This is a genomic window from Amycolatopsis sp. EV170708-02-1, assembly GCF_022479115.1.
Classification (GTDB): Bacteria; Actinomycetota; Actinomycetes; order Mycobacteriales; family Pseudonocardiaceae; genus Amycolatopsis.
Window position 1 is genome coordinate 1,577,056 of sequence record NZ_CP092497.1, and the last position, 12,759, is coordinate 1,589,814.

Annotated in this window: 13 protein-coding genes; 8 read left to right on the top strand and 5 right to left on the bottom strand. The window is 68.8% G+C overall.

Features of this window, described 5'->3' with window-relative positions:
* Positions 1 to 124: 124 nt before the first annotated feature.
* The 6 genes from MJQ72_RS07145 to MJQ72_RS07170 all read left to right on the top strand — a co-directional run bounded on the left by MJQ72_RS07145 (position 125) and on the right by MJQ72_RS07170 (position 8,219).
* Entirely contained in the window at positions 125 to 1,192 is a 1,068-nt protein-coding gene (locus MJQ72_RS07145; RefSeq protein WP_240598332.1) for an ABC transporter substrate-binding protein, read from the top strand.
* Positions 1,193 to 1,194: 2 nt separating this feature from the next.
* Positions 1,195 to 2,667, top strand: coding sequence for a sugar ABC transporter ATP-binding protein (locus MJQ72_RS07150; protein ID WP_240598333.1), 1,473 nt, complete (start codon positions 1,195 to 1,197; stop codon positions 2,665 to 2,667).
* 38 nt (positions 2,668 to 2,705) lie between these two features.
* Positions 2,706 to 3,662, top strand: coding sequence for an ABC transporter permease (locus MJQ72_RS07155; protein WP_037338443.1), 957 nt, complete (start codon positions 2,706 to 2,708; stop codon positions 3,660 to 3,662).
* Positions 3,659 to 4,651, top strand: a complete 993-nt coding sequence (locus MJQ72_RS07160; RefSeq protein WP_038513096.1) for an ABC transporter permease — start codon at positions 3,659 to 3,661, stop codon at positions 4,649 to 4,651. The genes MJQ72_RS07155 and MJQ72_RS07160 overlap by 4 nt, the downstream gene beginning before the upstream one ends.
* A 9-nt stretch (positions 4,652 to 4,660) precedes the next feature.
* Positions 4,661 to 7,384: an AbfB domain-containing protein gene (locus tag MJQ72_RS07165; RefSeq protein WP_240598335.1), complete on the top strand. Its 2,724-nt coding sequence runs from the start codon at positions 4,661 to 4,663 to the stop codon at positions 7,382 to 7,384.
* 82 nt (positions 7,385 to 7,466) lie between these two features.
* Positions 7,467 to 8,219, top strand: coding sequence for a LysR family substrate-binding domain-containing protein (locus tag MJQ72_RS07170; protein WP_240598336.1), 753 nt, complete (start codon positions 7,467 to 7,469; stop codon positions 8,217 to 8,219).
* Between the two features lie 113 nt (positions 8,220 to 8,332).
* Here the strand turns inward: MJQ72_RS07170 and MJQ72_RS07175 are convergent, their stop codons facing one another.
* The 4 genes from MJQ72_RS07175 to MJQ72_RS07190 all read right to left on the bottom strand — a co-directional run bounded on the left by MJQ72_RS07175 (position 8,333) and on the right by MJQ72_RS07190 (position 10,464).
* A complete protein-coding gene (locus MJQ72_RS07175) occupies positions 8,333 to 8,683 on the bottom strand; it encodes a DUF5997 family protein (RefSeq protein WP_240601273.1) in 351 nt (116 codons plus the stop codon).
* Between the two features lie 75 nt (positions 8,684 to 8,758).
* Positions 8,759 to 9,028 (bottom strand): PASTA domain-containing protein, encoded by a 270-nt coding sequence (locus MJQ72_RS07180; RefSeq protein WP_240598337.1) that lies wholly within the window; start codon positions 9,026 to 9,028, stop codon positions 8,759 to 8,761.
* Between the two features lie 27 nt (positions 9,029 to 9,055).
* On the bottom strand, positions 9,056 to 10,072 hold the full coding sequence (locus MJQ72_RS07185; RefSeq protein WP_240598338.1) for a DUF1648 domain-containing protein: 1,017 nt from the start codon (positions 10,070 to 10,072) through the stop codon (positions 9,056 to 9,058).
* Complete coding sequence (locus MJQ72_RS07190; RefSeq protein WP_240598339.1) at positions 10,069 to 10,464, bottom strand: GntR family transcriptional regulator; 396 nt, start codon at positions 10,462 to 10,464, stop codon at positions 10,069 to 10,071. The genes MJQ72_RS07185 and MJQ72_RS07190 overlap by 4 nt, the downstream gene beginning before the upstream one ends.
* Before the next feature lie 71 nt (positions 10,465 to 10,535).
* Here MJQ72_RS07190 and MJQ72_RS07195 point away from each other — a divergent pair, with 71 nt between their 5' ends.
* Positions 10,536 to 10,886, top strand: a complete 351-nt coding sequence (locus MJQ72_RS07195; RefSeq protein WP_240598340.1) for a hypothetical protein — start codon at positions 10,536 to 10,538, stop codon at positions 10,884 to 10,886.
* Here MJQ72_RS07195 and MJQ72_RS07200 read toward each other — a convergent pair.
* The gene (locus MJQ72_RS07200; RefSeq protein WP_240598341.1) at positions 10,883 to 11,377 is read right to left on the bottom strand and encodes a polyhydroxyalkanoic acid system family protein; all 495 of its coding nucleotides are present in this window, start codon (positions 11,375 to 11,377) and stop codon (positions 10,883 to 10,885) included. The genes MJQ72_RS07195 and MJQ72_RS07200 overlap by 4 nt on opposite strands.
* Before the next feature lie 211 nt (positions 11,378 to 11,588).
* Between MJQ72_RS07200 and MJQ72_RS07205 the strand changes: the two genes are divergently transcribed.
* Positions 11,589 to 12,725, top strand: a complete 1,137-nt coding sequence (locus MJQ72_RS07205) for a serine hydrolase (protein WP_240598342.1) — start codon at positions 11,589 to 11,591, stop codon at positions 12,723 to 12,725.
* Positions 12,726 to 12,759: the final 34 nt, after the last annotated feature.

Consider the following 12,759-nt stretch of genomic DNA (forward strand, 5'->3'; position numbering starts at 1 on the left):
GACAGCCTAGCCGCGCGAACGGCGGATTTACAACGTTGTACCAACGATGTAAATCTGGCATCGTCCCTATGAGTGACATGGGTCACCGCAGACCCGTGTGCTCGACTTCCCCGAGGAGCGATCGATGTCCCTGCCCATCCGCCGCACCCTGCTCCTGGTGACCGGCCTCGCGCTCGCGCTGACGGCCTGCACCAGCCGCGAGACCCAGCAATCCGCCCCGTCGGGGGCGGGGCCCGCCGCTTCGGCGGCGCCGAACCAGGCCGCGGGGCCCGGATGCGCCCGCGAGAAGACCGGCTACCCGCAGGTGGACGTGAAGAACGCGGTCATCGGCTTCTCCCAGTCGGAGAAGGAGGCGAACCCGTTCCGGATCGCCGAGACACAGTCCATCAAGGACGAAGCGAAGAAACTCGGTGTCCCGGACGGCAAACTCCTGGTCACCAACGCGCAGAGCGATCTCAACAAGCAGGTCAGCGACATCAAGTCGCTGCTGGACCGGGGCGCGCAACTGCTCATCGTGGCCCCGCTGAACTCCGACGGCCTCCAGCCCGCCCTCGACGCGGCAAAGGCCAAGAAGGTCCCGGTCATCACGATCGACCGCAAGGTGACCTCGCAGCCGTGCACCGACTACCTGACCTTCATCGGCTCGAACTTCGTCGAGCAGGGCAAGCGCGCGGCGCAGGAGATGGTGAAGGCCACCGGCGGCACCGGCAAGGTCGCGATCCTGCTCGGCGCGTCCGGCAACAACGTGACCACCGACCGCACCAAGGGTTTCAAGGACGAGATCGCCGCGACCACGGGTATCCAGGTCGTCGCCGAGCAGACCGGTGAGTTCGACCGGTCCAAGGGCCAGGCGGTCATGGAGCAGCTCATCCAGAGCAACCCCGAGATCACCGCGGTCTACGCCGAGAACGACGAGATGGGCATCGGCGCGGTCACCGCGCTCAAGGCCGCGGGCAAGACGCCGGGCAAGGACGTCAAGATCGTCTCGATCGACGGCACCCGCAACGCCGTGCAGCTCATCGCCGACGGCAGCTACAACGCGGTGATCGAGTCCAACCCGCGCTTCGGCCCGCTCGCCTTCTCGACTCTGCAGGACTTCGCCGCCGGCAAGGAGATCCCGCCGACCGTGGTCATCTCCGACGACCAGTACGACTCGGCGAACGCCGCGCAGAAGCTCGGGAACGCGTACTGACGATGGAACCGGTTCTCGAGGTCGAAGGCGTGACGAAGACGTTCGCCGGGGTGCGCGCGCTCGACGACGTGTCGTTCGCGCTGCGGCCGGGCGAGGTGCACGCGCTGGTGGGCGAGAACGGCGCCGGGAAGTCGACGCTGATCAAGGTGCTCACCGGCGTGCACAAGCCGGATTCCGGCACGATCCACGCGCGGGGCGCGATCTCCACGATCTACCAGGAGGTCAACCTCATCCCGCTGATGAGCGTGGCGAGCAACGTGTATCTCGGCCGCGAGCCGAGGAAACGGTTCGGGCTGGTCGACTGGGCGCGGATGAACGCCGACGCGGCGGCCCTGCTGGCGGACTACGGCATCGACACCGACGTGCGGCGTCCACTCGGGACACTGAGTGTCGGCGCGCAGCAGATGGTCGCGCTCGCCCGCGCGGTGTCGGTCGACGCCGACGTCGTGATCATGGACGAGCCGACGTCTTCGTTGGAGCCGCGCGAGGTCGAGACGCTGTTCGAGGTCATCGGCAGGCTGCACGAACGCGGGATCGCGATCGTGTATGTCAGCCACCGGATGGACGAGCTGTACCGGATCTGTGAACGGGTCACGGTGCTGCGGGACGGCAAGCGGGTCCACACCGGACCGCTCGCCGACCTGCCGCGGCTGGAACTGGTGTCGATGATGCTCGGCCGCAGCGTCGGCGACATCCGCTCGCACGGGGCGACGGCCTTCGAGGGCGACCACGAGACAGGCCGGGAACCGGTGCTGCGCGCGGAGAACCTCACCAGCGGCAACCGGCTGGGCGGTGTCTCGGTGGAGATCAAACCCGGCGAGATCGTCGGCCTCGCGGGGCTGCTCGGCTCCGGCCGCACGGAGACGGCGCGGGCGATCGTCGGCGACCTGCCGCTCTCCGGCGGCACGGTGCTCGTCGGTGGAAAGGAAGTCCCGCAAGGGAATGTGGCGGCCGCGATGCGCGCGGGCGTCAGCATGCTCGCCGAGGACCGCAAGACCGAGGGCATCATCCCGCATCTGTCCGTGCGGGAGAACATCGTGCTCGCCGCGTTGCCGAAGCTGTCCCGTTTCGGCCTGGTCAGCCGGGCCCGCCAGGACAGGATCGTCGACACGTTCGTGAAACGCCTGCGGATCAAGGTGTCGAGCCCGGACCAGAAGGTCGCCGAACTCTCCGGCGGCAATCAGCAGAAGGTGCTGCTGGCCCGCTGGCTCTGCACCGAGCCGAAGGTGCTGCTGCTCGACGAGCCGACCCGGGGTATCGACGTCGGCGCGAAGGCGGAGGTGCAGGCGCTCATCGACGAACTCGCGAAGGAAGGGCTCGCCGTCCTGCTGATCTCGTCGGAGATGGAGGAGCTCCTCGACGGGGCCGATCGGCTGATCGTGCTCAAGGACGGCGCGGTGGTCGGGGAACTCGCGGGCGAGCAGCTGACCCAGGACCACGTGCTGGCCGCGATCGCTTCGGGTGGCGCGGAATGACCAGCACCCAGCGCAGAACGGAGGAACCGGGGCCCGCCATGACGGATACGGCGAAAACGGTGGACCGGACCCGGGTGGCGCGGTGGCTGCAGGAGTACGGCGTGTACGTCGCCGTGGTCGCGCTCGTGCTGTTCAACATCGCGTTCACGGCGAACTTCCTGACCGTCGGCAACTTCCGCACCCAGCTCATCCAGGCCGCGCCGGTTCTGGTGGTCGCGCTCGGGATGGCGCTGGTGATCGGCACCGAAGGCGTCGATCTGTCGGTCGGCGCGGTGATGGCGCTCTCGGCCGCGCTCGTCCCGCTGTACCTCGGCGCCGGAACCCTGCCGGCGGTGGCGGTCGCGCTGGCGGCGGGGCTGGCCGCGGGAACACTGAACGGGGTGCTCGTCGCGAAAGTCGGGATCCAGCCGATCGTGGCGACACTCGCCTTGCTCGTCGGCGGCCGAGGGCTCGCGCTCGTCCTCGCCGACGGCCAGCTGATCCAGCTGCACGATCCGGATTTCCTCGCGCTCGGCAACGGCGAGGTGCTCGGGATCCCGGTGAGCGTGCTCATCGCGGCCGTACTGGCCGTGCTGGTGGCGGCGCTGGTCGGGAAGACGGCGTTCGGCAGGCGGCTGGTCGCGATCGGCGGCAACCGCCGGGCCAGTGTGCTCGCCGGGCTTCCGGTCAACCGCGTCCTCATCGGCGTCTACGCGATCTGCGGGCTGCTGGCGGCACTCGCCGGGGTGCTCTCCACGGCCAGGCTCGGCGCCGGCGACCCCGCGGACGCCGGCTTGCTGATGGAACTGTCCGCGATCACCGCGGTCGTGGTCGGCGGCACCCCGCTGACGGGTGGCCGCGTCCGCATCCTCGGCACGGTGATGGGTGTCCTGCTCATGCAGCTCGTCCGCGCCACGCTCATCAAGCACAACCTGCCGGATTCGACCGCGCAGATGATCCAGGCCGCGATCATCGTCGGCGCGGTGTACGTCGCACGGGAACGGAGCAGCCGATGACCGCGGCGCCCACGATGGCCGCCCAGGACTCCACCCGGCGCGAGCTCATGACCGGGGTCCTGCAGAAACAGGGCGCGGCGATCGCGCTGGTGCTCATGGTCGCCGTCGCGTGGCTGCTGTTCCCGCGCTTCGGCAGCCTGGACAACCTGCGCGACATCGCGTTGCAGAGCTCGTTCCTCGCGATCATCGCGCTCGGGATGACGTTCGTGATCATCACCGGCGGGATCGACCTGTCCGTGGGGTCCGTCTACGCGCTCGGCGGGGTCCTCGCCGCCTACGGATCGCAATGGGGCTTCCTCGTCGCGCTGCTGTTGCCCCTGGCGGTGTGCGGGCTGATCGGCTTGATCAACGGCTTGCTCGTCGCGAAGACGGGGATGGCGCCGTTCATCGTCACGCTCGCGTCGCTGCTGTTCGCTCGCGGGCTGCTGCTCGCGATCACCACCGAGGGCGCGACGACGTACAAGATCCCGGAGGGCGAGGCGTTCGTCGAACTCGGGCGCGGCACGCTGTTCGGGTTCGGCTATCCGGTGTTCATCGCGGCGGCGCTGTGCCTGATCGGCGGGCTCCTGCTGCGGCGGACACGGTTCGGGCAAGCGGTGTTCGCGACCGGCGGCTCGGAGCAGTCCGCGAAGCTGATGGGACTGCCGGTGGCGCGCACCAAGGTCACCGTCTACGTGATGAGCGGTGTGCTTTCCGGGCTCGCGGGCGCGCTCACCGCGGCGTATCTGCAATCCGGGGTCACGGTGATCGGGGTCGGCCTCGAACTGGACGCCATCTCCGTCGTCGTCATCGGGGGCACCCTGCTGACCGGCGGAATGGGCACGATTCTCGGAACGGTCATCGGCGTGGGCATCCGAACGGTCATCCAGAACGTCATCAACCAGATAGGAACTCTCGACAGCAACTACCAATCGGTGGTCAGTGGCGCGTTCCTGCTGGTGGTCGTTGTTCTGCAGCGGTCACTGGCCCGCACGACCGCCCGGAGATAGGGAGATCGCATGCACCGAAGAACCGCGCGCGCCCTGAGCGTCGTGGCCGGTCTGCTGGCCGCCGCGACGACACTCGTCCCCGTCGCCCAAGCCGCTCCCGTGCCACTCCCGACCCCGTGGACGGACCAGGTCTCGCCGTCGAACGCGCTGCCCGAGTACCCGCGTCCGCAGCTGGTGCGGTCGGAATGGCTCAACCTCAACGGAACCTGGGGGTTCACCGGCGCGCCGAACCTGAATTCGCCGCCGATCGGCAGGCCGTTGAGCGAAAACGTACTCGTGCCCTACCCGATCGAATCGATGCTTTCGGGGATCAAACGGCATGAGGACAACATGTTCTACCGCCGGACGTTCACCGTTCCGTCCACTTGGGACGGACGGCGGGTGAAGCTCAACTTCGGCGCCGTCACCTGGGAGACCAGGGTCTGGGTCAACGGGACGTCGATCGGAAGCCACACCGGTGGTTTCGACGCGTTCTCGTTCGACATCACGCCGGCTTTGAAGGCGGGGGAGAACGAGATCGTCGTCGGCGTCGCCTCGCCGGTCGACGGCAGCCGGTACCCGGTGGGGAAGCAGCGCAAGGCGCCCAGCGGCATCTTCTACACGGCCGCCTCGGGGATCTGGCAGACCGTCTGGCTGGAACCGGTCCGGGCCGAGCACATCACGCGGCTCGACACCACGCCCGACGTCCCGGGTGGCGCGCTCGACCTCGTCGTCCAGGGCACACCCGGGCAGCAAGCGACCGCCGAAGTGCTTTCGGGCGGCCAAGTGGTCGGCACCGCCACCGGTGCCGTCGGGTCCCGTCTGCGGGTCCCGGTGCCGAACGCGCGGCTGTGGTCGCCCGACGACCCGTTCCTCTACGACCTGCGCGTGCGGCTGCCGGGAGGCGACGTCGTCACCGGGTACTTCGGCATGCGGTCGCTGGGCAAGGCGATGGTCGGCGGGGTGATGCGGCCGCTGCTCAACGGCAAGTTCGTCTTCCAGCTGGGCACGCTGGATCAGGGATATTGGCCGGACGGCATCTACACCGCGCCGACGGACGAGGCCTTGCGGTTCGACCTCGAACGCCAGAAGGCGCTGGGCTTCAACATGGTCCGCAAGCACATCAAGGTCGAGCCGGCGCGGTGGTTCTATCACGCCGACAAGCTCGGCTTGATGGTCTGGCAGGACATGCCGTCGCTCGACTCGATCGACGAGGTCCCGAACGGGCACGCGAACTTCGAGTCCGAACTGCGGCGGATGATCGAGCAGCACAAGGGCATCACCTCGATCGTGCAGTGGGTGCCGTTCAACGAGGGCTGGGGCGAGTACGAGGCCGGGCGCATCGTGGATCTGGTGCGCTCGCTCGACGGCACCCGGCTGATCAACCACAACTCGGGGTCGAACTGCTGTGTGTCCGATCCGGATCCGGGCAACGGTGACGTGATCGACGACCACGCGTACCAGGTCTCCACCGGCACCAGGCAACCCGACGCGCGAAGGATCGCGGTGCTGGGGGAGTACGGCGGCCTCGGGCGACGCGTCACCGGGCACGAATGGGAACCGGGCAAGGGCTTCGCGTACGGCGCGCTGTACCCGGACGAGACGTCGCTGACGAACCGGTACGTCGAGATCACCAAGCAGGTCGGGCGGTTCGTGCACGGCCGAGGGCTTTCCGCGTCGGTCTACACCGAGCCGTACGACGTCGAGAACGAGGTCAACGGCTTCTACACCTACGACCGGCGCGTGCTGAAGATGACCGAAGCACGGGTGCGCGAGATCAACCAGAAGGTGCTCGCCATCGCCAAGGGCACCGAGGTCGGCCGAGGCGAACTCGTGTCGCTCCGGGTCACGACGGCCGGGTACACGGATCGCTACTTGAGGCATCAGGACGACTTCGTCCGCACCGACGTCCTCGGTGAAGGCAGCGCGGATCTCGGCAAGAAGGACGCGACGTTCTGGGCGCGGCAGGGACTGGCCGACGCGTCGTGCCTGTCGTTCGAGTCGCGGAACTACCCCGGGCATTTCCTGCGGCACGCGTCGTCGCGGATCCGCAAGGACGCGAACGACGGTTCGGCGCTGTTCGCCGGGGACGCGACCTTCTGCGCGCGGGAAGGCGCCGGTGGGACCGCGCTGGAGTCGTTCAACCAGCGTGGGGCCTTCATCCGCCACTACGCCGAGACCGTCTATCTCGCGCGCAGCGGCGGGGCGAACCCGTGGGACACGCCGTCGAGCTTCGCGGCGGACACGACGTGGGCGGCGTCGGTCCCGCTCTGGCGCAGCGGCGCCGATCTGCCGCTGGACCAGGCGCGCTCGTTCAAGGTGACCACGCCCGGCTTCACGGACCGCTTCCTGCGGCACCGTGACGGCCTCGCGCGGACGGATGTCGTGAACGCGGGAAGCGCGGCGTTGCTGAAGGCGGACGCGACGTTCGTCGTGCGGCGCGGGCTCGCGGATCCGTCGTGCTACTCGCTGGAGGCGCGCAACTATCCCGGACAGTTCCTGCGGCACGCGGACTTCCGGGTGCGGCTGGGCGGGAACGACAACACCGAGCTGTTCCGGAAGGACGCGACGTTCTGCGCTCAGCCCGGTGCCGGTGGCGTGCGGTTGGCGTCGGTCAACGAACTGGGCACGAACATGCGGCATTACGCCGAGGAGGTCTACGTCGCCACCAGCGGCGGTGGCCACCCGTTCGACAACCCGGTCTCGTACGACCAGGACGTCACTTGGGCGGTCTCGGCGGCCTGGGCTCCGTAGTGGGTCTCGTGAGTGGCAAGGACGGTTAGAACCGTCCTTGCCACTCACGAGGGCGATGACCACTCCCGGTAACCTTGCCTCCATGACCGGCCCGGACACCCCCGCCTCCTTCAAGCTCGCGTACGTCCCCGGCGTGACGCCCTCGAAGTGGGTCCGGATCTGGGACGAGCGGTCGCCCGACGTTCCGCTCGAACTCGTCCAGACGACGGCCGCCGAGGCGGTCGGGCTGGTCCGGGAGCGTGCGGTGGACGCCGTCCTGCTGCGGCTCCCGATCGATCGCGAGGGCCTCCACGCGATCCCGCTCTACACCGAGACGACGGTCGTGGTCGTCCCGAAGGAGCATCTGGTCGCCGCCGCGGACGAGGTCTCCGTCGACGACATCGCCGACGAGGTCGTGCTGCACCCGCTCGACGACACACTGGATTGGGAAGCGCCGCCGGGCAAACCCGCGCTGGAGCGGCCCGCCACCACCGCGGACGCCATCGAGCTGGTCGCCGCCGGGGTCGGGGTCCTGATCGTCCCGCAGTCGCTCGCGCGGCTGCACCACCGGCGTGACCTGACCTACCGTCCGATCTCCGGGACTCCGGAGTCGGGGGTCGCGCTGTCCTGGCCGGACGACGAGACCACCGACCTGATGGAGCAGTTCATCGGGATCGTCCGAGGCCGGACGGTCAACAGCACCCGCGGGCGGCAGCAGTCCCAGGAGAAGTCGGCGCCGGTGAAGAAGGCCCCCGCGAAGGGCAACCGCCCGCAGGCCGGCGGCCGGAAGCCGCAATCGGGGAACCGCCGCGCTCCCCAAGGCGGGAAACGCGGCAAGCCCCGTCGTCGCGGCTAGCTCTGCGCCCCGTCGGCTCACGAGAGGCGTCGCGAAAGCCACTTTCGCGACGCCTGATGTCCCGAAAGTGGCTTTCGGGACATGCTCGGGCCGGGTAAGCCCGCGTGTCGCGGTCAGCTCTCGCTGCGCGCGGCCTTGAGCCGAGCCTCTTCCTTGCGCACCTCGGCCTGCGTCTCGCGCTCCCGCTGCAGCCAGCCGGGGTTTTCGGACTTGACCGCGTCGATCTCCTCGGTGGTGAGGGCGCCGGTGATACCGCCACGCGCCAGCCCGCTGATGGAGACGCCCAGCTTCGCCGCGATGACCGGACGCGGATGCGGTCCGTTGCGGCGCAGCTCCCGCAGCCACTCCGGCGGCTCGGCCTGCAGCGCGTTCAGCTCGTCGCGGGAGACGACACCCTCCTGGAACTCCGCCGGGGTCGCCTCCAGGTACACACCCAGCTTCTTCGCCGCTGTCGCGGGCTTCATCGTTTGAGGGGTTTTCTGCGACGTCATTGCCTCAGGGTAACGAGCGGCCCCGGCACCGCCGATCACACCCGGTGATCAGCCCTCGGCCTGGTCTTCGAGAAGGTTCGGCAGCGGACGCCGCGGCTCGCGGACACCGGAGGGGTCTCCACCGCCCGTGATCCAGACGGTCACCACGCTCCACCGCGGCAGATGTGTTCCGGCGGCGGGTACTTGCGCGATGACGAGGCCGTTCAGGAGGGGGTGCGGGCTGTCCGGATCGGGGCCCTGCAGTGACAAGCCCGCTTCGTACCCGGACAACCAGGCGTCGAGCGCCTGCTTTCCCACGAAGTCCGGCACCACGGCCACGGTTCCTCACCCAGGGCCAGGGTACCGTCAGGCGCCCTTCGCCGGGAGGGCCACGACACCGAATCCGGTGAGCACCCCCGCCACGGCGACCGCCGCGAGGATCACCCAGGTGACCGGATGCCCGAGATTGAGCGTCCAGTAGGTCCCGACCCGCCGGTGCACCAGCAGCGCCGGATCGTTCCGGTTCAGGTACACCATCCCGGCCGCGTACCAGTGCCGGTCGTCGTCACGCTGTTCGTAGCGGGTCTCCGGTTCGTCGCCGCCGCGCGGCAACCGGTGCCCGGCGTCGCCCGCCCGGACGGTGAAACCGAGCCACGCGATGAACGCGGCGGCGAGGGGAAGGTACGCCACGATCGTCACCGGCACCGTCGTTTCGACGACACCCCACAGTTGAAGCGAGAGGACGAGCAGTGTCGCGTTGACGCAGCCCGCGGAGATCAGCACCAGAGCGAGCACGCCGTGCAAATACTCCCGATAACGCGAAGCCGACGTCGACGGTCGCGCGGCGTCGATCTCCGGCCTGGCCCGTGAGATCGCGACGGCCATGAGCGAGACCAGCACGGTGACCAGGGCCTGAGCGAAGACCGTCGAGAAGCCCGCCGCACCCGTGAACCACCCGGTGGCCGCCGTGGCGAGCGCGAGGGCCACGGCGGGCGTCAGAAGAATCCACTGTGGACGAACGGGATCCGCGCGCAGCGAGGTGTCGGCGGTGACCGTCTGCCGCGTGCCGGAAAACCAGCCTTCCTCGCGTTTCGCGGCGGCGATCGAGCGGTGGGCCAGACCGCCGAGCAGCGAATAGGCGGCGGTGAGGGCGAGTAGGACGACTTCGGGCGCGAGCCATCCGGAGAGGACCACGACGCAGGCGGCGATCGCGCCGACGCCGATACCCCGGTTGTAGCGGCGGCGAGCGAGGAGGATGACGGCCTCACCGGAACGCCGGGCCGGGACCCGGACGCCGAAGGGGAGTGTCGGCCGGGCAAGCGCGGGCGCGGAGCCGAACGCGGCCGCGGTGAACGCGATCAGGGCCAGGTGCAGCCAGATCATCGCCGCGCGCTCATCGCGAAGGAGTCCAACACCGCTTCGCATCGGCTCGTCACCTCGCGCGGGCCCACACCGAGAGCGACCGCCTCGGCGAGCAGGGTGCGCAGGCGCTCCTGCCACTCGTCCGCGTAACCGTCCTCCGCCGGTCCGGAGGTGGCGTCCCGCCGGACGACCGCGCCGGTCTTGCGGTTGATGCGGATGAACCCCTGGGTCCGCAGCAGGTCGTAGGCCTTGTTCACGGTGTGGAAATTGATCGCCAGGTCGGCGCCGAGTTGCCGGGTGGAGGGCAAGGCGCTGCCCTCGGTGAGCACGCCATCGGCGACGGCTTCGACGATCCGGTCGCGGATCTGCTGGTAGATCGGAACCTCGCTGTCGAGGTCGAGAGTCAGCAACACCGGTCAAGGATATCTGCTATACACTTGCTATAACAGCTACATCAGCTGACTGAGTGGGGAAGGTGGTCGTGATGGCGACGATCGACATCGTCGATGGCGGGGTGCGGGTGAGGTTCTCGTCCTGGGAGCGGCTGGCCGTGTGGCGTGACGAAGTGGTCGTGCCGCACTCGGCGATCAAGGCCGTCGAGCTCGTCGAAAAACCCGTGCGACGGACGCGCGGGGGACGGGTCGGGATGTTGATCAGCGGAGTGCTGAAGGTGGGTTATTGGGGGCTGGGGACGGGGATGCGCCAGCTGGTGTCGGTTCGCCGGGGTGTGCCGGGGCTGCGGATCGAGATCGATCGCGGGATCGCCGGGCTCCCCGTCGACGAGGTGCTCGTCAGCGTGCCGAACGCGGCGGATCTCGTCGGGGTGCTCGTCTAGAGGTAGTCGAAGAACCGGTCCCACCAGGAAGGTGGCCGATCCGGCGGATACAGCGCGTCGAATCCGCTGATCCCGGTGTACTTGGTCCACAGCGGGTGTTCGGAGACGGGCAGGTAGCCGAGCGCTTCCAGCTCGTCTTCGACCCGTCTTCGCGCCGGCGCCGGGAAGAACTCGCGTTCCTCGTCTTCGTCGTAGCTGCCCGGGTTTCCCAGTGTCACCGCGACGAGGCCGCCGAAATTGCTGACCGTCACGGTCACCTGGTCCAGTGCGGCGGTCGCGCTCGCCGGGATGACGATCCTGCCGAGATGGCTGGCGTCTTGGACGTCGCGGTCCACTTCGCAGGTGCAGCCGAATCGGCGGGAGAGCCGTTCGGCCAATCGCTCGAATCGGGCTCGTTCGGCCGGTCCGTCGAAGTCGTGCGGCACCTCCCAGTGGCCGGGTTGGTCCAGCTCGCGCAGCAGTGCCCAGGTCTGCTGTTCGTCGAGGGGCATCGTCGCCTCCCGGCCTCGGGTGGTCTAGTCCACTTACCGGACTGACCTTAGCCAGCCGCGTCCCGCCCGGACAATGGTGGGACGAATTCCGGTCGAAATTTTTCGCAGGGTAGCGCCAGCACCACCCGGGATCCGGGAGCCTGCACTCCTGATCTTCGCGTCCGGTTCGGCCAGTGTTGTCGGTGTCGATCTCGTCGGAGAAGGAGTGCGAATGACGGTACGCAAGGGTGTGGTCGTCCTGACGGTGGCGGGCCTGATGGGCGCCGCGTGGACGACGGCGGCGGACGCGGCCCCGGCCAAGGGAACGGAGCTGCGGAAGAGCCTCGACTCGTTGGTGAGCCAGGAGAAATTCCCCGCCGTGCTGGCCTCCGTGAGCGACGGCAGGCGGACGACGTCGCTGGTCGCGGGCTCGTCGCGGATCGACCGCCAGGTCCCGGTCCCGCGTGACGGCAGGGTGCGGGCGGGCAGCAACACCAAGACGTTCACGGCGGTCGCGGTCCTGCAGCTGGTGGCCGAGGGCAAGGTGGAACTGGACGCGCCGATCGAGAAGTACCTGCCCGGTATCGTGCGCGGGGAGGGCATCGACGCCGGCAAGATCACCATCCGGCACCTTCTCCAGCACACCAGCGGGCTGCCGAACTACACCGAGTACCTGGGCCTTCAGGACTTCGAACAGGTGCAGCACCGGTATTTCCCCACCCACGAACTGCTCGCTGCGGCACTGAGCCACCCGGCGAAGTTCGCGCCCGGCACCAAATGGGAGTACAGCAACACCGGCTACCTGCTGGCGGGCATGGTGATCGAGAAGGTGACCGGGCGCCCGATCCAGGAGCAGATCACCGAACGCGTGATCAAGAAGGCGGGGTTGAAGAACACCTACTGGCCGCAGGTCGGCGACCAGACCATTCAGGGACGGCACCCGCAGGGCTACGCGGTCGGCAACGCCGCCACCGGCAAGGTGATCGACGCGACCGAACTGGATCCGTCCTGGGGCGGTGCCGCCGGCCAGCTGATCTCGACGCCCGGTGACCTCGGCGAATTCTTCCGGGTACTGCTCGAAGGCAGGCTGCTGCCGGCCGCGCAGCTGGCCGAAATGCGGAAGACGGTCGACGCGCCGTTGTACCCGGGGACGAAGTACGGACTCGGCCTGATGAGCAACCCGCTCAGCTGCGGCGGCGTGTACTGGGGCCACGGCGGGGACATCCACGGGTTCGAAACCCGCGGCGGGGCCACGGAAGACGGCCGCACCGTCGGGCTCGCGGTGACCGCCATGCCGGGGACGTTCGGCGACTTCGAAAAGGGCTCCAAGGCCGTGATGGCCACTGTGGACACGGCCTTCTGCAAGTGACCACGGACGTCGTGAAAGCCACTTCCGCAGGTCG